At 70.3% G+C, this 18,973-nt stretch carries 18 protein-coding genes; 10 read left to right on the top strand and 8 right to left on the bottom strand.

Annotated elements, in window-relative coordinates; translation table 11 throughout:
• The first annotated feature begins 7 nt into the window (after window positions 1–7).
• Entirely contained in the window at window positions 8–433 is a 426-nt protein-coding gene (locus B118_RS0105320; RefSeq protein WP_018223183.1) for a cytochrome c oxidase subunit 4, read from the top strand.
• A 197-nt stretch (window positions 434–630) separates the two neighbouring features.
• Here the strand turns inward: B118_RS0105320 and trpD are convergent, their stop codons facing one another.
• The 3 genes from trpD to B118_RS0105305 all read right to left on the bottom strand — a co-directional run bounded on the left by trpD (window position 631) and on the right by B118_RS0105305 (window position 3,228).
• Window positions 631–1,692, bottom strand: a complete 1,062-nt coding sequence (trpD, locus tag B118_RS0105315) for an anthranilate phosphoribosyltransferase (protein ID WP_018223184.1) — start codon at window positions 1,690–1,692, stop codon at window positions 631–633.
• A gap of 78 nt (window positions 1,693–1,770) precedes the next feature.
• Window positions 1,771–2,166, bottom strand: coding sequence for a response regulator (locus B118_RS0105310; RefSeq protein ID WP_018223185.1), 396 nt, complete (start codon window positions 2,164–2,166; stop codon window positions 1,771–1,773).
• 93 nt (window positions 2,167–2,259) lie between these two features.
• Complete coding sequence (locus B118_RS0105305) at window positions 2,260–3,228, bottom strand: cytochrome c oxidase assembly protein (protein WP_018810848.1); 969 nt, start codon at window positions 3,226–3,228, stop codon at window positions 2,260–2,262.
• Between the two features lie 107 nt (window positions 3,229–3,335).
• Here B118_RS0105305 and ctaE point away from each other — a divergent pair, with 107 nt between their 5' ends.
• The 5 genes from ctaE (at window position 3,336) to B118_RS0105280 (ending at window position 8,415) form a co-directional block, all read left to right on the top strand.
• Window positions 3,336–3,935 carry an aa3-type cytochrome oxidase subunit III gene (gene ctaE, locus B118_RS0105300; protein ID WP_018223187.1) on the top strand — a complete coding sequence of 200 codons (600 nt, stop codon included), beginning with the start codon at window positions 3,336–3,338 and terminating at the stop codon, window positions 3,933–3,935.
• A gap of 70 nt (window positions 3,936–4,005) precedes the next feature.
• Window positions 4,006–4,839, top strand: coding sequence for a cytochrome bc1 complex diheme cytochrome c subunit (gene qcrC, locus B118_RS0105295; RefSeq protein ID WP_028184583.1), 834 nt, complete (start codon window positions 4,006–4,008; stop codon window positions 4,837–4,839).
• A 67-nt stretch (window positions 4,840–4,906) separates the two neighbouring features.
• Window positions 4,907–5,992 (top strand): cytochrome bc1 complex Rieske iron-sulfur subunit, encoded by a 1,086-nt coding sequence (gene qcrA, locus B118_RS0105290; protein ID WP_018223189.1) that lies wholly within the window; start codon window positions 4,907–4,909, stop codon window positions 5,990–5,992.
• On the top strand, window positions 5,989–7,596 hold the full coding sequence (gene qcrB, locus B118_RS0105285) for a cytochrome bc1 complex cytochrome b subunit (protein WP_018223190.1): 1,608 nt from the start codon (window positions 5,989–5,991) through the stop codon (window positions 7,594–7,596). Before qcrA ends, qcrB begins: the two co-directional genes overlap by 4 nt.
• A 141-nt stretch (window positions 7,597–7,737) precedes the next feature.
• Entirely contained in the window at window positions 7,738–8,415 is a 678-nt protein-coding gene (locus B118_RS0105280) for a DUF4142 domain-containing protein (protein ID WP_018810849.1), read from the top strand.
• Between the two features lie 136 nt (window positions 8,416–8,551).
• Here B118_RS0105280 and B118_RS0105275 read toward each other — a convergent pair whose 3' ends face one another.
• The 5 genes from B118_RS0105275 to B118_RS0105255 form a co-directional block, all read right to left on the bottom strand.
• On the bottom strand, window positions 8,552–8,839 hold the full coding sequence (locus B118_RS0105275) for an Lrp/AsnC family transcriptional regulator (RefSeq protein ID WP_018223191.1): 288 nt from the start codon (window positions 8,837–8,839) through the stop codon (window positions 8,552–8,554).
• A gap of 31 nt (window positions 8,840–8,870) precedes the next feature.
• Window positions 8,871–9,743 carry a sugar phosphate nucleotidyltransferase gene (locus tag B118_RS0105270; RefSeq protein ID WP_028192465.1) on the bottom strand — a complete coding sequence of 291 codons (873 nt, stop codon included), beginning with the start codon at window positions 9,741–9,743 and terminating at the stop codon, window positions 8,871–8,873.
• Entirely contained in the window at window positions 9,740–10,282 is a 543-nt protein-coding gene (locus B118_RS0105265; RefSeq protein ID WP_018810851.1) for an NUDIX hydrolase, read from the bottom strand. The genes B118_RS0105270 and B118_RS0105265 overlap by 4 nt, the downstream gene beginning before the upstream one ends.
• A gap of 53 nt (window positions 10,283–10,335) precedes the next feature.
• On the bottom strand, window positions 10,336–12,123 hold the full coding sequence (locus B118_RS0105260) for a RelA/SpoT family protein (RefSeq protein WP_018223194.1): 1,788 nt from the start codon (window positions 12,121–12,123) through the stop codon (window positions 10,336–10,338).
• Between the two features lie 111 nt (window positions 12,124–12,234).
• Window positions 12,235–14,004, bottom strand: coding sequence for a DEDD exonuclease domain-containing protein (locus tag B118_RS0105255; protein ID WP_028192464.1), 1,770 nt, complete (start codon window positions 14,002–14,004; stop codon window positions 12,235–12,237).
• A 171-nt stretch (window positions 14,005–14,175) separates the two neighbouring features.
• On the opposite strand from B118_RS0105255, the gene B118_RS0105250 reads away from it, so the two are divergent.
• From B118_RS0105250 to B118_RS0105230, 4 genes are all read left to right on the top strand, one after another.
• Window positions 14,176–15,867 (top strand): NYN domain-containing protein, encoded by a 1,692-nt coding sequence (locus tag B118_RS0105250; RefSeq protein WP_028192463.1) that lies wholly within the window; start codon window positions 14,176–14,178, stop codon window positions 15,865–15,867.
• Window positions 15,868–16,049: 182 nt separating this feature from the next.
• Window positions 16,050–16,259, top strand: a complete 210-nt coding sequence (locus tag B118_RS0105245; protein ID WP_026185787.1) for a hypothetical protein — start codon at window positions 16,050–16,052, stop codon at window positions 16,257–16,259.
• A 254-nt stretch (window positions 16,260–16,513) separates the two neighbouring features.
• Complete coding sequence (locus B118_RS0105235; protein ID WP_028192462.1) at window positions 16,514–17,773, top strand: M48 family metallopeptidase; 1,260 nt, start codon at window positions 16,514–16,516, stop codon at window positions 17,771–17,773.
• Window positions 17,770–18,900 carry a glycosyltransferase family 4 protein gene (locus B118_RS0105230; protein ID WP_028192461.1) on the top strand — a complete coding sequence of 377 codons (1,131 nt, stop codon included), beginning with the start codon at window positions 17,770–17,772 and terminating at the stop codon, window positions 18,898–18,900. The genes B118_RS0105235 and B118_RS0105230 overlap by 4 nt, the downstream gene beginning before the upstream one ends.
• The last annotated feature ends 73 nt before the right edge of the window (window positions 18,901–18,973 follow it).

Here is an 18,973-nt window from a genome sequence, read left to right as displayed (position 1 = left end):
AGCAGGCATGAAGACCGAGTGGCGCATCTTCCTCATCATCGCCGGGTTCCTGCTCTTCGCCGCGGCGCTCTATGGGGGCTGGACCTATGGCGACGGCGGCCAGATCGAGTGGGTTGGCACCATCGCCCTGTTGTTGAGCTTCGCGCTCTGTCTGATGTGCGGTGGCTTCTTCTGGTTTGTCGCCCGGCGGATCGATCTGCGCCCCGAGGACCGGGCTGATGCGGAGATCGCTGATGGCGCGGGTGAGGTGGGCTTCTTCAGCCCGGGCAGCTACTGGCCGTTCGGGATCGCGCTGGCAGCCACGGTCGCCGGTCTCGGCCTCGTGTTCTGGCAGCTCTGGCTGCTGGCTGTCGGCCTGGTAGCGGTCGTCTTCGCCGCCTGTGGCCTGCTCTTCGAGTACTACAGCGGTACCCGGCGCACCGCCGAGCACTGATCACCACCGGTCGAACGGCCCGTTCCCGGCAGGGAGCGGGCCGTTCGCCGTGTGGATGGCGCTCGCAGCTGGACACGGGAGATCGGCCGGGTCGGTTGATCGTCTCCCGGCCGGCCCAACCTGGCCGCCGGCCCCTTCCGGCAGTCTGGCGTTGGCTGAGCTGGTCCGGCGTCCGTCTGGGCCGGCCTGGCGTTGGCTCAGACGGACGCCGGCCGGACGGCCTGGGCGACCTCGATCCAACGGTCCAGAGTCCGGGCCGCGGCGCCGGAGTCGATCGAATCGGCGGCGCGGAGTAGGCCGGCCCGGAGCGCCTCGGTGAGGTCTGTGTTCAGGGGTCCCTGGGTGGCAAGTGCGGCGGCGGCGTTGACCAGCACCGCGTCTCGTACCGGCCCGGTCTCTCCAGCCAGCAGGCGGCGTACCGCGTCGGCGTTGTAGGCGACGTCACCACCGCGGAGGTCGGCGAGGGTGGCCCGGGGTATCCCAAGGTCGGTCGCGTCGAGCACTGCCTCGGAGACCGTGCCGTTCTGTGCCGCCCAGACGCGGGTGGGGGCAGCGGTGGTGAACTCGTCGAGCCCGTCCTCGCCGCGCAGGACGAGCGCCGAGTCACCGCGGGCGGCGAAGACCGCGGCCATGACCGGCGCCATCCGAGCGTCGAAGCAGCCGACCGCGCCGGCTCGGGGACGAGCCGGGTTGGTGAGCGGGCCGAGGAAGTTGAAGGCGGTCGGTACGCCCAACTCCCGACGGACCGGGCCGGCGTGGCGCATCCCGGGGTGGAACCGGGCGGCGAAGCAGAAGCCGATCCCCGCCTCGGCGACGCAGGTCGCCACCGCCTCGGGGCCCAGGTCCAGCGGCAGACCGAGGAACTCCAGAACGTCCGCGGTACCGCAGGACGAGGAGGCGGCCCGGTTGCCGTGCTTGACGACCCGTACGCCGGCGCCGGCGACCACCAGAGAGGCCATGGTGGAGATGTTCACGGTGTGCGCGAGATCGCCACCGGTGCCCACCACATCCACTGCGGTCGCGCGTAGCTCCGCGGGTAGATCGACTCGAACGGCGTGCGTGAGCATCGCCTCGACCAGGCCGGAGAGCTCGGCGGGGGTCTCGCCCTTGGCCCGCAGCGCGACGGCGAAGCCGGCGATCTGCGCCGGGCCCGCCGATCCGGACATGATCTCACCCATCGCCCACGCGGTGTCGGCGGTGGATAGCTCGTCGCCGCGCAGCAGCGCGGCGAGCAGGTGCGGCCAGGTCCGTTCGCCCATCGGGGCCTCCCGAGCGGTCCAGGGGTTGGGATCCGGCGCCGGCGGATCCGGCGCCGAGGCGGTGCCGGAGTGGGGACGTCAGGTCGGTGCGTGGGTCCGCAGCACTTCGGCAACGGTCGTGCCGGTGGTCACCGGATCGAGTGGGTGCACCAGGGTGGCGTCAACCTCGGCGTAGGCGGCGAGCCATCGGTCGGCGGCGCGAGCGAGCACCACGCAGGTGGGCGGGGCGTCGGCCCGGTCGTCCTTGATCTGCCGGGCGATGCCGAGGCCGCCGCCGGGGTGGGCCTCGCCGTCCAGGAGCAGGAGATCAATTTCGTAGTCGTCGACCAGCCGGATGCACTCGGCGTAGTCGGACGCGTCGACGAACTCAACCAGGAGGCCGGGTGCGGGCCGGGTGCCGACGGCGAGTCGCATCCGATCCCGGACCTGTGGGTCGTCACTGTAGAGCAGGACAGTGCACCGACGATCGCTCATTGCTTAACTGGCTCCCACCTCGTAGCTATCCGCCGATCGTACCGGGCGTACCCAGCAGGGCTTCCGCGGGCGGTGCTCCCCGATCCCCGGCAGTCAGCCCATCGCCGGGCTGGCCCGCTGTTCGGCATCCTGGCGGTCCAGCTCGCGGTCGATCCGGCGGGCCTCCTGTTCGGCCTGGCGCATCCAGCGCACGACCAGCACCGCCAGCATGGTGACGCTGACGAACTCGCCGCCCGCCCAGAGGATGCCGCCGGCGATCACCTGGTCCTCCCACGGGTCGGCCCAGGTCAGGCCGAGCGAGGAGTGCCAGTCGCCACCGAAGAGGGCGGTTGACTGCATGACGGTGAGTCCGAGCACGGTGTAGAACGGCACGGAGAGCAGCATCAGCAGCGCCCGGCCCGGGTAGGGCCAGCGGTTGGGCAGCGGGTCGAGCCCGAGTAGCGGCCAGAAGAGGACGCATCCGATCAGGAGTACGTGTGCGTGGACCAACTCGTGCGCCCACGCGTGTTCGAGCGTGTAGCGGTACAGGTCGGTGAAGTAGAGGGCGAACGGGGTGGCCATGAAGATCGCGAAGGCGACCAGGGGGTGGCTGCAGAGCCGGGCGGTCCGGCTGTGCACGAGCGTTCGCAGCCGCTCGCGCGGGTGTGGTGGCAACGCCTGTAGCGCCAGCGTGACCGGGGCGCCCAGGGCCAGGAAGATCGGTGCCACCATGGAGAGCACCAGATGCTGCGTCAGGTACACCGACAGCAGCGTCGTGTCGTAGGCCGCCAGCCCGCTGAGGGTCACCGTGGCGATGCCACCGAGGCCGGGGCCGAGGAAGAGCAGCGTTCGGGCCACCGGCCATCGGTGGCCGCGCATCCGGAGCCGACGTACGCCGTAGAGGTAGAGTCCAGCTGCGAGCGCCAAGCCGACGGCGATCCAGCTGACTGGCTGCACCTCGGTGAAGATTGACGTGAGGCTGAATGGCGGTGGGACGGTCGCGGGTGCCGCCGGTGCGGCGACCGAGGTCGCGGCTGGTGCGGCGACTTCGGTGGCAATGGAGACTGGATCGACGCGCTGCACGTTTTTACCCTAGGTGAGGCTAATCGGACCCCCCCGATCGGGCTGCCCAGAGCACCGGTTTGGGCCCCCGCTGATCGCCGGCCTCGCTTAACGGCAATAATGACCGCGTGACTGCGGCCCCAGCGATTGACAAGAGCCGGATCCACTCCCTGACGCGACCCAACATGGTCAGCGTCGGGACGATCGTGTGGCTCTCCAGCGAACTCATGTTCTTCGCGGCGCTGTTCGCGATGTACTTCTCGATCCGTGCCGCGGCGCCGGAGCAGTGGGCGGAGCACACTCCGCACCTGAATGTTCCGTACGCGACGACGTTCACGGTGATTTTGGTGCTCTCGTCGGTGACCTGCCAGATCGGCGTGTTCGCCGCGGAGAAGGGGGACGTGCACGCCCTGCGGCGCTGGTTCACGATCACCTTCGTGATGGGACTGATCTTCGTACTCGGCCAGCTGAACGAGTACCGGGAGCTGATCCACGAGGGCGTCAAGATCAACGAAGATGGCTACGGGTCGATGTTCTACCTCACCACCGGCTTCCACGGCCTCCACGTGGCGGGTGGTCTGGTCGCCTTCGTCATCTTCATGATCCGCACCACCATGGGCCGATTCACGCCGGCGCAGGCGACGTCGGCGATCGTGGTGTCGTACTACTGGCACTTCGTCGATGTGGTGTGGATCGCGCTCTACGGCATGATCTACTGGCTTCAGTGATCTTGGCGCCCCGAATCGCGCCGCTGCTTCGTCCCCTCAGGCAAGGTCCAACCGGTTAAGGACACAGGTCATGACTTCTGACAACGACCGCCGACGCGGTCTGTTCGCGCGGCTGCGCGGGCGGCCCGCGGCGCGCAGCCGGGGCCGCCGCCGGCTGGGTGCCGCGGTCCGGCTGCTGGCAGCGCTGATGTTGGCCGGCGGCGCCTACACGGCCTTCGCCCCCAGCGTGCAGGCGCAGGACACACCGATGTCCAGCGCCGCCGCGGACGGCAAGGCGCTGTTCAACGAAAGCTGTGTGAGCTGCCACGGTCGCAACGCGCAGGGCGTCGAGGGGCGCGGCCCGAGTCTGGTCGGTGTTGGCTCCGCCTCGGTTGAGTTCCAGGTGGGCACGGGTCGCATGCCGATGGTCCGGCAGGAGGCCCAGGCGCCCCGCAAGCCTCCGGTCTTCAACCCCGATGAGATCCGCCAGCTCGGGCAGTACATCCAGGAGCTTGGTGGCGGCCCGGAGTTGCCGGCCGGCGAGGACCTCCACCAGGACGGCAACCTCGCCGCCGGTGGTGAGCTGTTCCGGATCAACTGCGCGCAGTGCCACGCCTTCGGCGGTGGCGGCGGAGCCCTCTCGTCGGGTAAGTACGCGCCGAGCCTGAAGCCGGCCAGCGACCGTCAGATCTACGCCGCGATGCTCAGTGGCCCGCAGAACATGCCGGTGTTCGGGGACAACCAGATCACGCCCGAGCAGAAGGCGGACATCATCGCCTACATCCAGGCGAACCTGAACCACAACCAGGACCCGGGTGGCTTCAACCTCGGCCGCTACGGCCCCTCGACCGAGGGCTTGGCGATCTTCCTGGTCGGCATCGTCGCGCTGGTCTTTACCACCCTGTGGATTGCGGGTAAGTCGTGACCGGGCGGTTCCTGACCAACATTGCGCCGGTGTCGCGGGTCGGCACCGCCCACAGCGAGGTGACGGCATGACCACCACTCACCCTGGACACGCGGGCGGCGACCAGCCGGTCGACCTGGATGATCCGGATCTCAGTCGCTTCGACATCGTCCGCGCGGGCGCCCGTGCGGACGACATCCAGATCGTGCACTACGAGCCGCAGGTCGTGCCGGGTAGTAAGGCCGAGCGGCGACTGAGTCGTACGGTCGCCCTGTTCTTTCTGCTGACCGGCGTCTCCGCGACCGCCTTCCTGGCGATCTACATCTGGTGGCCCTGGGAGTACGAGCTGGGCTACGGCGGCGACAAGTGGTATACGCCGCTACTCGGTGTCACCCTGGGTATCTCCCTGCTCGGTATCGGCTTCGGCATCCTCACCTGGGGCAAGAAGCTGCTGCCCAAGGAGGTGTCGGTTCAGGACCGGCATGAGGGCGAGGTCAACGAGCGGGACCGCAAGATCACCGCGCAGACGATGCTCTACATGGCGGACGAACTGGGCGTGAAGCGCCGGCCGTTGCTGGGAGTCTCGTTGCTGGCGGGTCTCGCGCCGGTCGGGGCGGTTGCCGCGGCGCCGCTGGTGGGTGGCCTGATCTCGCAGCCACACAAGAACAACCAGATGTTCACCACGGGTTTCGCGCCCACCGAGGGCGGCCAGAAGGTCCGGCTGGTCCGTGAGGACGGCCGACCGATCCGCCCGGCGGACATCAGCACTGGTGGCCAGATCACTGTCTTCCCCGGCATCGAACACGGGGTGAGTAACAAGTACGCGGACTCGCCGGCGTTGTTGATCCACCTTCGGGACGCGGATGCGCAGGAGGCCCGCGAGGCCAACGCGCGGATCGGTCACGACGACTTCATGTGGGGCAACTTCGCCGCCTACTCCAAGATCTGCACGCACGCTGGCTGCCCCGCCAGCCTCTACGAACAGCAGACCAACCGGCTGCTCTGCCCGTGTCACCAGTCGCAGTTCCTGATCACCGACAACGCGAAGCCCATCTTCGGTCCCGCCAGCCGCCGGCTGCCGCAGTTGCCGATCGTCGTTGACGACGAGGGTTACTTCGTGGCCACGTCCGACTACACCGAGACCGTCGGGCCCGACTTCTGGGAGCGGCCGTGAAGCGGCGCAAGTTTGAGATGGCAGCCGTCCCGGGGAACGTGGCCCGGGGAGTGGACGACCGCTTTCAGATGGCCACCCCGCTCCGTCGGCTGCTGAACAAGGTCTTCCCGGACCACTGGTCCTTCCTGCTGGGTGAGATCGCGCTCTTCTCGTTCATCGTGCTGCTGCTCACCGGGGTCTTCCTGACCTTCTTCTTCGAGCCGGCGATGACCGAGGTGATCTACAACGGCAGCTATGCCCCGCTGCGGGGCACGCCGATGTCCGCCGCGTACGCCTCCAGTCTGGACATTTCGTTCGATGTCCGGGGTGGCCTGATCATGCGGCAGATGCACCACTGGGCGGCCCTGCTGTTCATGGCCGCGATCGTGGTGCACATGCTGCGGGTCTTCTTCACCGGCGCGTTCCGCAAGCCGCGGGAGGCCAACTGGATCATCGGCTCGCTGCTGTTCTGGGTCGGCTTCCTGGCCGGCTTCACCGGCTACTCCCTGCCGGACGACGGCCTCTCCGGCACCGGGCTCCGGATCGCCTCCGGCATCATGTTGTCGATTCCGGTGATTGGCTCCTGGCTCACGTCCTCGATCTTCGACGGCGAGTTCCCCGGAACAATCATCGTCAGCCGGTTCTACATCGCGCACGTGCTGCTCATCCCCGGCTTGCTGCTCGCCCTGATCGGCGCCCACCTGGGGCTGGTCTTCAAGCAGAAGCACACCCAGTGGCCCGGCCCCGGCCGGACCAACGACAACGTGGTCGGCGAGCGGATGTTCCCCCGCTACGCGTTGAAGCAGGGCGGCTTCTTCATGGTCGTCTTTGGCGTGATCGCGCTGATGGCTGGCCTGTTCCAGATCAACCCGATCTGGCTGTTCGGGCCGTACGAGGCGTGGGTGGTGTCGGCCGCCAGCCAGCCCGACTGGTACGTCATGTTCCTCGACGGCTCTACCCGGCTGATGCCCGCCTGGGAGATCTACATTCCGATCGGCGATGGGTACGTCATCCCGCCGTTGTTCTGGCCAACGGTCGTGTTGCCCGGGGTGTTGGTGGGTATGTCCGTGCTCTATCCGTTCATCGAAGCCCGGCGCCTCAAGGACTACCGTCACCACAACCTGCTCCAGCGGCCGCGGGACGTTCCGGCGCGGAGCGGGCTGGGCGCCATGGCCGTCACCTTCTACCTGGTGCTGGCGCTCTCCGGGGCGAACGATGTCATCGCCGACAAGTTCAATATCAGCCTGAACGCGATGACCTGGGGTGGCCGGATCGGTCTGCTGCTCCTCCCGCCGCTGGCGTACTTCGTCACCTACCGGATCTGTCTGGGGCTCCAGCAGCATGACCGGGAGGTTCTGGCGCACGGGGTCGAGACCGGCATCATCCGGCGGCTGCCGGACGGTCGGTTCGTCGAGGTGCACCAGCCGCTTCACCGCGAGGACGGCGAACTGGAGTACGTCGGCTGGGTGGTGCCGAAGAAGATGAACCGGCTCGGCGCGCTCGGCCCGGCGATCCGGGGCTTCTTCTACCCGATCGAGAAGCCCGCCGAGGCGCCGGTATCGCCGGCGCCCCCGGTCGATTCGGACACCGAGCGTTCGGAGATCACCAGCGGCGAGCGCCGCTGACCTCACTGCGACGTAACCGCACGTGGCGCCCGCCGGAGTTTCCGGCGGGCGCCACGCCTGTTGGCATACCTGGGCCGGGACCGAGGTATAACCCCGGCCAGCCGGGTATCCGTGCGGTCCAACGTCTCTAGGGGAGGACGAATGTTGGGATTCAAACGCCTGGGCCTGCTGGCCGCGCTGGTGCTGGTGGGTATCGCACCCGCCGCGGCTGCCCACGCCGCGGCGCAGCCGTCACAGCAGGACACCCAGTACCTGCAGGCCATTCACCAGGTGAATCAGTTTGAGATCAGCAAGGGGGAGCTGGCCGGACAGAAGGCCCAGGACCAGGGGGTCAAGAACTTGGGCCAACAGATCGGGACTGACCACACCCAACTGGACGAGACGGTCCAACAGGTCGCCAACCAGCTCGGTGTCGAGCTGTCGAGTGAGCTGACCGCCGACCAGCAGGACCTCACCGACCAGATGAACAACGCCAGTGGCCAGGAATTCGACCAGCTCTGGGTGACCAGTAACCTGACCGCCCACGTCCAGGCCATCCAGGCCACCCAGACGGAGATCTCGCAGGGCTCCGACCCGTCGGTGATCGAGCTTGCGCAGACCGCGCTGCCGACCCTGCAGACCCACTACGACGAGTTGGTCGAGCTGGCCAACCAGATGGGTGTCCCGGTCCCGCAGAGCACCGGCACCGGCACCCCGAGCCCGGGTATGACCACTCCGGGCCCTGGCACCACCGAGAGCCCGGCTCCGGGTAGCACCACCGAGGCGCCGGCTCCGGGTGGCGGTACCGGTACGGAGACCCCGGCTCCGGGTACGAGCTGACCACGATGAGGTAGGTCTGGACCATGATGAGGTAGGTCGACGGCTGGTCCGCCCCGGATGGGGTGGACCAGCCGTCTGCTGGCCGGATGGGTGGACCAGCCGTCCGCTGGCGCAGGGGCTGCGCCCTGCCGCCCCGTCAGTCGGCGGTGCCGAGGCCGATCGCGAACGTCTGCTCGAGGTCGTGCTGCGAGTACGCGCGGAACGCGATGTGGGAGTCGGTGTTCAGCACCCCCGACACCTTGGAGATGCGCCCCGCGATCACCTCAGCGATCTGCTCGAACTCGCGGACCCGGACTATCGCGACCAGGTCGACCTGCCCGGCCACTGAGTAGACCTCGCTGACACCGGGCAGGGCGGCGAGTGCCTCCGCCACCTCGGGGATCGAGTCGGTGGCGCAGTCGATCAGGACAATCGCGGTGATCACGGGAGTTCGCTCCGTTCGTCGGCTTCCCCGCTCATGCTAGACGCTCCGGTAGTGGCGGTTCGCTGACGACGACGGTGAGATCGGTCCCCACCCGGATCGCGTTCTGAACATGCTCCTCCGCTGCTACGGTGGCGCCCGGCCAGACCACGGCCCTGGTGACAGCCCCGTGTACCCGGGCACCCGCCCCGACCACTGCCGACCGGCACCGGCCGGTGACCAGCGCCGTGGGGTGAACCAGGGTGTCGCCACCCGCGGCGTGCAGGTTGGCGGTGAGGTAGTCGGCGGGTGTGCCGGTGTCATAGAACGTGCCGGGATAGGGGACCACGGTCAGCTCGCCGGCAGCCTCCGCCGGCCGCCAGACCGTCCGGACCAGATCGCCGAACTCCAGTGGTAGGTCCCGAACTCGCCACCAGGGCAGCAGGGAGAAACCGGTGAAGGCGTGGCCGTCGAAGGTGCCGGGTGCCGTTGGGTTCACGGCGGGCTGACCCAGCAGTCGTACGGTCTCGCCATCCCAGTCCTGCAGGAGCGCGGCAATATCCAGCCCAGGTGGACGGTCCGGGTCGGCGAGGTACGCGTCGGCGTTTCCGACCAGCACGCCCCGCCCGTTGATCCAGTCGCGTAGCTTCGCCAAGCCGCCGGCGGTGCCGAGCGGGCCGTCGGGCTCCACCGACCGGTGGGCGCGGTCGCCGACGTGCGCGACTACCCGCTCGGCGAGGTAGCTGGCGTTGACCGCCACCCGGCTCGTCCCCGCCAGACCGATCCCGGCGAGCCGCGCGAGCACCCGGTCGAGTAGCGGGACGTTCCCGACCGGACAGAGCGCTTTGGGTACCCGCTCGGTCAGCGGACGCAGCCGGCTGCCCTCGCCGGCGGCGAGGGCCACCGCGCAGATCTCGACGGCGGTCACGGCTGGTGGTCGGGGAGCTCAGGCGGGAACTGCCCGGCCAGCGGCCCGATGTCGAAGTAGCCGAGCAGGCGGGCCGTGGGCCAGGTCAACTTCGGCAGGGCGTCCAGCGGGTGCCAGGCGGCCTCGAAGACCTCCGCACCGTCAACCCGCAGGGTCGTGGTTGACGCCGGAACCTCGGCGGTGAACACCACGTCCACCCAACCCTTGTCGTGGACGACTGCGTTCGGTACCGCCGGGGTCAGCTCGTGGGGGGAGAGCCGGATGCCCGTCTCTTCGTATAGTTCGCGGCACGCCCCGAGCACCGGCGCCTCCCGCTTCTGCAACAGCCCCGCTGGCAGCGTCCACCCCCGGCCGGGCGGTTGGCGCAGCAGGAGCAGCCGGCCGGCTCCCGTGGCCTCGCTGTCACGGACGAGGGTGACCGCACCGACGATGTACTTGGGCACGGTCAGCCGGACCAGGCGACGTCGCACGGGCAGCGGGAGCCGGTAGAAGACCTGGTATGCGACGGCACGTCCGGTTACCCGCAGGCGGCAGATCATGCGTTCAGGCTAATGCCGTCGGGTGAATCTCTGCCGGCCTGGGGCCGGTCGGGTCACCGTCGGTGGTCGACCAGGTCGATGAGTTGCTGTACCACCGCGTCCGGTGCGATCGCCCGGTCGAAGACCGCGACGAGCATCGTCTCCAGGTCGGGGTAGCCGAGCTCCTCGGAGAGTCGGAGCAGGGGTAGGTCGCTGGCCAGACCGCGATCGTGCTTGCGTAGGGCCAGCCCGACGGCGGCCCGGCCGAGGCGGACCTTGTCGGCGATGGAGATTCCGGGTTCGGTGTGGTCGGCGAACCAGCGGTTGATTTGCATCTGGGCTTGCGGGGACTTGACGAAGCCGAGCCACTCCCGGCGGGGACCCCGCGGAGCCCCGTCGAAGTCGCTGGGCGTCTGCTCAGTCTCGGTGAATATCTCCACGACGTCGCCGTCTTCGAGGCAGGAGGAGAGCGGGGCGAGTCGACCGTTGATCCGGGTCGCCAGGCAGTGGTCGCCGCGCTCGGTGCCGAGTTCGTACGCGAGGTCGACCGGGGTGGCACCGGCGGGCAGCACCACCTGTCGCCCGTCGGCGAAGACCTGGATCTGCGCCTCGGCGAGGTCGCTGCGCAGTGACTCCAGGAACTGCGCCGGGTCGGCGGTCTCCTGTTCCCAGTCCAGCACGCGTCGCAGCCAGTCCAGCCGTTCGTCCCGGACGGCCTGGTCAACGCGGGCGCGGGGGAAACGATAGCTGGCGGCGATGCCGTACTCCGCACAGCGGTGCATCTCTTCGGTGCGGATCAACACCTCCACCGTGCGATCTCTTAGCCCGCGGACGCTGGTGTGTAGGGAGCGGTAGAGGTTGTTCTTCGGGGAGGCGATGTAGTCCTTGAACCGGCCGGGTACCGGGGGCCACGTGCCGTGGATGGCGCCCAGAGCCGCGTAGCAGTCGGTGTCCGGACCGTTCACGACGACGACGACCCGGGGCAGGTCGTACGGGCTGGCGTGGTCGCCGGCCACGGTGTCCTTCCAGATTGAGTAGAGGTGGCGCGGCCGAGGGGTCACGTCGGCGTTGACCCGGCTGCGGCGGAGCGCCGTCTTCGCCCGGGAGACGATTTCCGTCAGGTATGCGTCCCAGCCGGGTCGGTCGTGCAGGTGCCGGGAGATGCGATCGTGCTCCTCTGGCTCCAGGTGCATCAGGACAATGTCATCCAGTTCTCGCTTGAGCTTCTGGATGCCCAGCCGATCGCAGAGCGGAACGAGTACCTCCTGGGTCTTGCGGGCGATGCGTTCCCGGGACGCGGCGGAGCGAACCCCGAGCGTGCGCATGTTGTGCAGCCGGTCCGCCAGTTTGATGATCAACACGCGGACGTCCTTGCCGGCCGCGATGATCATCTTTCGGGTCGTCTCGGCCTCGGCGGCCTTACCGTAGAACGCCTTGTCGAACTTGGTCACTCCGTCCACCAGGTGGGCGACCTCGGGCCCGAAATCGTCGGCGAGGGCTTGGAGCGTGTAGCGGGTGTCCTCGACGGTGTCGTGCAGCAGCGCTGCGACCAGGGTGGTCGCGTCCATGCCGAGGCCGGCGCAGATCTGGGCGACCGCGAGCGGGTGGGTGATGTAGGGCTCGCCGCTCTTGCGGAACTGCCCGCGGTGCATCGTCTCGGCGATCGTGTACGCCCGACGCAGCACCGACGGGTCCGTTCCGGAGTGGATGTTCCGGTGGGTGCGGACCAGCTCACCAACCGGCTCGGCCTCGGCGGTGGACCACGCCAACAGCGTCCGCAGTCGGCGGGTCAGCGGCAGCTCCGCCGGTTGGGGCGGAAGCGCGCCCTCCAGGGCGGCGCCGTGTCCGGCGTCGACATCCACGAGGGATACCTCCTCACCCCGACCCCAGGTCACCGTGCCGGTGCCGGGAGCCGGCCCAGAAACGGGCGGGACTGCACTTGTTAACAGCTTATGCGAGTCAGCGTCATCCGATCAGCTGGTTGGTCCTGGGCTTTCGGTCGAGAATTGGTGGGAAGCCGCGTTTGCCGCCTTCGTAAGCAGGGCTCGGAACCGGCCCGCACCGGCAGCCGGGGAGGCCCAGGCGGACGACATCTCCACCAACCGCGTCTCCGGACGCTCCAACCAGGACAGGATGCGCTCGGTCTCCTCGGCGCTGGTAGCCGGAGTAGGTCCGTGCCCCGGGGCGACGGTCTCCGCGGTCGCCCGGATCGTGGCGATCGTTGGTCGTGGGTGGATCCCGGGCGGGGACACCGCGGCGCCGGCCAGCCGTCCATGCCGTACCAGCGCCAACTCCCAACCTCCATCCGGCGCCGGCCGGGCAGCCACCACCTCGGAGATCCCGGTGAGCGCGGCGAGTCGCTGCATCCGGGTGATCGCGCGGAGCACGGCGGTGAGCCGGGACCGCACCACCGCGGCCTCCTCGTAGCGTTGTCCCGCCGAGAGCGTCTCGATTCGGTCAAGCAAGGCGTCCACCACGCCCTGCGGGTCGCCGTCACACGCCGTACGGAAGGGCGTCGTCGCGCGGTCCGCGTACTCCGCCGGGGTGATCCGGTGCTCGCAGGGTGCCAGGCAGCGACCCAGCTCGGCTACGGCGCAGGCCGGCGTGACCTTCCGCAGCGACAGCCGGTGCGTGCACTGCCGCAGCGGTATCGCGTCGTGGAAGCCGGCCGCGGCGAGCTCCGCGGCGCGGCGGGAGGCGAAGGGCCCGAGGTAGGCCTCGTCCCCCGGGGCCAGGTTTCGCACCACCGACAATCGTGGGTACGCCTCGTCGGTCAGCTTCAGCCAGACCACCCGCTCGGGGAACTTCGACCGTCGGTTGTACGGCGGGGCGTGCGTCCCGATCAGGCGCAACTCCCGCACCTCCGCCTCGAGCGAGTGGGCGCACTCCACCGCCTCCACCCGCTCGGCGGCGGCGAGCATCTCCGAGATGCGGGCCCGCTTCTCCCCGGCCGTGAAGTAGCTGCGGACCCGGGTGGCGATGTCGACCGAGGTGCCGACGTAGAGCGGGCGTTCGTCGGTGCCCCGGAACAGGTAGACCCCCGGCGAGTGGGGCAGGCCCTCGGCGAGGTGCCGCTTGCGGCGCTGCGTCGGGGTGACCGCCCGGGCGAACTCGATCGCCTCGCCGACAGTGTGCACCCGGTGACCACCGAGCCGGGCGATCAGGCCGTGGAGCACGTCAACGGTGGCCAACGCGTCGTCCAACGCCCGGTGGGTGGGCCGGGTGGCGGTGCGAAAGTATGCCGCGAGGGTGCCGAGTCGGCGGTTGGGCACCTCGTCGCGGGTCAGCACCCGTCGGGCCAGCGCCGCGGTGTCCAGCACCCGCGGGCTCGGCCAGCGATAGCCGTGCGCCGCGCAGGCCGCCTTGAGAAACCCCACGTCGTACGGGGCGTTGTGGGCGACCAGGACCGCGTCGGCGGAGAGGAACTCGAGGAAGCTCGGCAGGACCTCGGTGATCGGTGGGGCGGGCAGCAGCATCGCCTGGGTGATGCCGGTGAGCACGGTGACGAAGGGCGGGACCGGAGTGCCGGGATTGACCAGGGTGCCGAGCACACCGAGCTGCTCACCGCCGCGGACCTTCACCGCACCGATCTCGGTGATGCCGCCGCCGTCCGGCGCGCCGCCCGTGGTTTCGAGGTCGACCACGACAAAGGTGGTCGCGTAGAGCGGCAGCGCCGGGTCAACGCCGCCGACAGCGGGGTCGAGACCGGCTAACAACTCCTGGACATATTTCTGTGGTGCCATCGGCGGGCACGCTAACGGCCCGGTCCGACACCGCTTCCTGCGGCCTTCGCCATCGCGTCGTCCGGAGCATCGCCGACTTCGGCGGGCGGCGTAGCGTTGACAACAGTCCTGCGATGAGATATTGGCTCACTCGCTCGGCGGTGGGTCGGGTGACAGTGGGAGACTTACCATATGCCCCTCGCCGAGCCGTACGACGACGACCACCGCCCCGCGGAGGAGTCGGTCGCCGCTGCGCCGGAGCCGGGCATCGAGGGTACGGGGGGCACCCTCGATGATCCGGTCGCCGCCGGCGCCACCGCGTCCACCGCCAACCCGGCCAGCACCGGCATCGCCGGTGCGTCCGGTTCCGGCCCCGGCAGCGGGGCCGATCCCGTGCCGTCCGCTGACGGTCCCGCCTCGCCGGGCGACGATCCCGTGCCGTCCGCTGACGGTCCCGCCTCGCCGGGCGACGGTGTCGTGCCGTCCGCTGACGGTCCCGCCTCGCCGGGCGACGGTGTCGTGCCGTCCGCTGACGGTCCCGCACCGTCGGGCGACGAGGACCCCGCAGCGGAGGACGGTCCGGAACCGGTGCTGCCGGAGCCGGTCCGGCAGCGGATCGTGGTGCTGGCCGCCGCGGTGTTGCCCAGCCTGCCCGCGGACGAGGTGCCGGTCCCGCTGCGCCGGGTGGCCAAGTTCGCCCCCAACCGGCGGGCGCGGCTCGGCGCGCCGATGATCGCGACCCAGTTGACCGGCGACCCACTGTTTCGTCAGCGGGTAGCCGCGCGGGTGCTTGCCGACGCCGGTGACCTTGGCGCGGCGGTACTCGGGGGCACCGCGCCGGCCGCCGCCGAGCCGGTGGAGGTTGCGGCCCTGGCGTACCTGGCGCGCCCGCGGGGGTGGCGGGACCTCATCGAGTCCAGCGGCGCGGCGGTCCGGGCCGAGGCTGACAGCGCAGTCGTCGCCGAGCTGGTCCGAGAGGCCGAGCAGCGGGCTACCCGGGCAGAACACGACCGTGCGGTGGCTCGGGTGGAGGCGGACAAACTCCGCGACGAGCTGGCCCGGGTCCGCGAGGAACTCGGCCAACTCCGGGAGGAGTCGCGGCAGCTTGGCCGGTCGTTGCGGGAGACGCAGGCCCGAGAGCGCCGGGCGAGCGAGCTGCTCGCCACCGAGCGGGGCCGGTCGGCGCGCGCGACGGCGGACGCCGATTCGGAGCTGCGCCGGGCCCGGGCCCGGCTGGCCGAGGCGGAAGCGGCGGCCGGGGTGGCCCGGGCCAGTGCCAAGGAATCCAGGTCGGTTGACGACGCCCGGTTGTGGCTGCTGCTGGAGACGATCGGTCAGGCCGCGGTGGGCCTGCGGCGGGAGCTGGCGTTGGATCCGGCGGACAGGTTGCCGGCCGACTTCGTCGCCGACGCCTTCGCCGACCAGTCCAACGCTCCCGCCACGGGCGTCGCCACCCGAGCCCGGGACTCCGACGATCCGGCCCGGTTGGACCAACTACTCGCCCTGCCCCGGGCTCATCTGGTGGTGGATGGCTACAACGTCACCAAACGGGGCTTCGGCGAGATGTCACTGGAGCAGCAGCGCAAGCGGCTGATTACCGGGCTGGGGGGGATCGCCGCGCAGACCGGCGACGAGGTGACCGTGGTCTTCGACGGCGCTGAGCGGATGCATGGCCTGCCGCCGAGTCCTCGCGGCGTCCGGGTGCTCTTTTCCCGTAAGGGCGAGACGGCCGACGAGTTGATCCGGCGGCTGGTCCGGGCCGAGCCGTCGGGGCGGCCGGTGGTGGTGGTCTCGGCGGACCGGGAGGTGGCCGATGGCGTACGTCGGCACGGCGCCTACCCGTTGGGCGCCGACGCGCTGCTGCGCCGGCTGGCCCGTTCCTGACCGGCCGGGTGACCGGCCCGAGCGGGACACGGCAGTCGGTTTGACTCCCGGGGATCCCGGTGGCGAGTTGATCGAGTTGTCCCGGATCTGTCATACGCTTTGGCTAGCGTCGATGTGACTGACGGTGCTGGGCAGACCTCGCAGAGGTGGGATGGGTCACCGTCGGCGCGGCGGGAGGCGTGATGGTGATCGACTGTGACGGGTGCGTGGGCCGGACAGACGGCTGTTCGGGTTGCCTGCTGACCGTTCTGCTCAACGAGACCGTGGAGTTCGGCGCGGCCGAGGCCCGGGCGATCGAGGTGTTCGCTCGGGCCGGGTTTGACGTGCAGGTGCTGCCGGAGCCCCGGCCTCCGGTACACCGGCCCGGTCATCGCCACCATCGGGTGGCCTGACCTGCCCGTGGGAGCGGGTCGGGCCACGTGGTGCCGTGGGGCGGGAGCTGCGTGGTGCCCGCGGAGCCTCGACACACCCGCCGCGGTCGGCCGCGATCGTCCGGTGGTCGTCGATGGTGTGTGCACCCCGCCCGTCGGGACCGGGTGGCCACTACGATGGGCGCGCACAGCGGGAGGAGTGGCATGACGCGGGAATGGCGCGCTGCGGGCAGGTCCATCGCGATCGCCGGCATCGGGGGCCGGGAGGCGATCCAGTGAGTCCGCGCGGCTGGGCCCTGCTCACGCTGGTCGGGCTGGTCGCTGCGCTGGCCGTCACCGCCGCTGTGCTGATCCCGTGGCAGCGCCCGCCGGCCCCGCGAGCCGACCAGCTCGCCGCCCTGGATGAGCTGCCCGGAGAGCAGGTGCGTAGGGGGCGGGAGTTCCGGGCGGCACTGCGGCCCGGCGGCTGGGCGGCGCTCGGCGTCGGCCTGTTGGTGGCGCTCGCGCTGGGGCTCACCCCGCTGGGCAGCCGCTTGGTGGAGCTGGTCGGCCGCCCGTTCGGTGGGCACTGGGCCGCGCAGGCGGTGCTCGGCGGGCTCACCGTGGTGCTCGTCGCCGACCTCATGACCCTGCCGTTCGCCGCCTGGCGACACACCGTGCTCACCCGCTACGGGCTGGCCACCAACGGCTGGGGTGGCTGGACCGTTGACCTGCTCCGGTCGTACGCGGTCAGCGCCGTCATCGGGGCGGTGGCCCTGGGTGGCTTCTACACCGTGATCCGGCTGGCGCCGCGCTGGTGGTGGGCGTTCGGCGCGGCCGGGGCAGCCGGCCTGGTGATGCTCCTGTCGTTCGTGTTCCCGGTGCTGGTGGAGCCGGTGTTCAATCGGTTCACCCCGTTGGAGCCGAGCCCACTGCGGACAGAGTTGATGGAGCTGGCGGAGCGCGACGGCGTACCGGTCCGGGACGTGCTGGTGGCGGACGCCTCCCGGCGCACCCGTGCCGTCAACGCCTACGTCTCCGGGCTGGGGCCAACCCGCCGGATCGTCGTCTACGACACGCTGCTACGCGAAGCCACCGCGGAGGAGGTGACCGCGGTGGTGGCCCACGAGTTGGGGCACGCCAAGGACCGCGACGTGGTGGTCGGCACGCTGACCGGCGCGCTGGGCGCGGCGATACTGGTGGTGACGCTCTACCTGCTCGGGTTTGTCGCTCCGTTGCTCCGGATGGCCGGTGTTGACTCGATCGACCAGCCGCGGGCCTTCCCGTTGCTGTTGGCGCTGGTGACGGTGGCCGGCCTGGTCGCCACGCCGGCGCAGGCGTTGATTTCCCGTCGGGTCGAGGCGCGGGCCGACGCACACGCGCTGGCACTGACCAAGGACCCGGGCGCCTTTGTGGCGATGCAGCGCCGACTCGCCGGCATCAACCTCGCCGACCCCGACCCGCCCCGGCTGGGATACCTCTACTCCGCCAGCCATCCATCCACCGTGGAGCGGATCGCCGCCGCCCGCGCCTACGCCAGGAAGACCAGTCGATGAGCGAGAGCCGAACGTTGCTTGTCACGAACGACTTCCCACCTCGGCCCGGGGGGATCCAGTCTTTCGTGCATGGCCTCGCGGTGCGCCAGCCCGCGGGCTCGGTGGTGGTCTACGCCTCGAGTTGGCGCGGCGCCGAGACGTTCGACACCCAACAGCCCTTCGAGGTGGTGCGGGAAGACACCAAGGTGCTGCTGCCCACCCCACTGGTGGCGCGGCGGGTCACCCAGCTTGCCCGGGAGAACGGCTGCGACACGGTCTGGTTCGGTGCGGCGGCACCCCTCGGGCTGCTCGCCGCGGGTCTGCGGCGCCGGGCCGGCGTCCGGCGGGTGGTGGCACAGACCCACGGGCATGAGATTGGCTGGGCAGCGCTGCCCGGTGCCCGTTCCGCGCTACGCCGGATCGGCCGGGACGTTGATGTGACCACATACCTGGGGGAGTACACCCGGCTCCGGCTGGACCGGGCGTTGCGCGGGGCGACCGAGCTGCGTCGGCTCGCGCCCGGTGTCGACCTTGACACCTACCATCCGACCGTGCGGGGCGACTCGGTGCGGGCCCGGCTCGGGCTGGTTGACCGACCGGTCGTGGTCTGTGTGTCCCGGCTGGTGCCGCGAAAGGGGCAGGACACCCTGATCCGGGCGTTGCCGGAGATCCGCCGCCGGGTCCCGGACACCGCACTGCTGATCGTTGGGGGTGGTCCGTACCGGAACGGGCTGGGGAAACTGGCCCGGCAGGTCGGTGTCGAGCGAGACGTGGTCTTCACCGGTACGGTGCCGGCGGCGCAGTTGCCCGCGCACTACGCGGCCGGTGACGTGTACGCGATGCCGTGCCGTACCCGGAACCGGGGCTTGGACGTAGAGGGGCTGGGCATCGTCTACCTGGAGGCCTCCGCGACCGGGCTCCCCGTGGTGGCCGGTGACTCCGGCGGCGCACCGGATGCGGTGCGCGACGGCGAGACGGGTTTCGTGGTGCGGGGGCGGGACGTGGCCCAGCTTGCCGACCGGGTGGCGACCCTGCTCGCCGACCGGGATCTGGCCCGCCAGTTTGGTGCCGCCGGTCGGGCCTGGGTCGAACGCGAGTGGCGGTGGGAGACCCAGGCCGCCCGGATGACCACCCTCCTGCAGCCCTGAGCGACGCGGTGGGCGGGTGGCCCGGGAGGAGCAGGGGCCCGAAGTGCACGCGGTGGGCCGGGCGGAGCGGTGC

It is taken from the genome of Salinispora pacifica CNR114, assembly GCF_000514775.1.
Classification (GTDB): Bacteria; Actinomycetota; Actinomycetes; order Mycobacteriales; family Micromonosporaceae; genus Micromonospora; species Micromonospora pacifica.
The sequence above is the reverse complement of the archived record's forward strand: the minus strand, read 5'-3'. Positions and strand labels throughout refer to the sequence as shown.

Bases quoted from the DNA above. Each gene is read 5' to 3' on its own strand.
- B118_RS0105310 (WP_018223185.1), bottom strand. From the start codon at position 2,166: ATGAGCGATCGTCGGTGCACTGTCCTGCTCTACAGTGACGACCCACAG.
- trpD (WP_018223184.1), bottom strand. From the start codon at position 1,692: ATGGGCGAACGGACCTGGCCGCACCTGCTCGCCGCGCTGCTGCGCGGC.
- qcrC (WP_028184583.1), top strand. From the start codon at position 4,006: ATGACTTCTGACAACGACCGCCGACGCGGTCTGTTCGCGCGGCTGCGC.
- B118_RS0105280 (WP_018810849.1), top strand. From the start codon at position 7,738: ATGTTGGGATTCAAACGCCTGGGCCTGCTGGCCGCGCTGGTGCTGGTG.
- B118_RS0105255 (WP_028192464.1), bottom strand. From the start codon at position 14,004: ATGGCACCACAGAAATATGTCCAGGAGTTGTTAGCCGGTCTCGACCCC.
- B118_RS0105265 (WP_018810851.1), bottom strand. From the start codon at position 10,282: ATGATCTGCCGCCTGCGGGTAACCGGACGTGCCGTCGCATACCAGGTC.
- B118_RS0105320 (WP_018223183.1), top strand. From the start codon at position 8: ATGAAGACCGAGTGGCGCATCTTCCTCATCATCGCCGGGTTCCTGCTC.
- B118_RS0105250 (WP_028192463.1), top strand. From the start codon at position 14,176: ATGCCCCTCGCCGAGCCGTACGACGACGACCACCGCCCCGCGGAGGAG.
- B118_RS0105230 (WP_028192461.1), top strand. From the start codon at position 17,770: ATGAGCGAGAGCCGAACGTTGCTTGTCACGAACGACTTCCCACCTCGG.
- qcrA (WP_018223189.1), top strand. From the start codon at position 4,907: ATGACCACCACTCACCCTGGACACGCGGGCGGCGACCAGCCGGTCGAC.
- B118_RS0105245 (WP_026185787.1), top strand. From the start codon at position 16,050: ATGGTGATCGACTGTGACGGGTGCGTGGGCCGGACAGACGGCTGTTCG.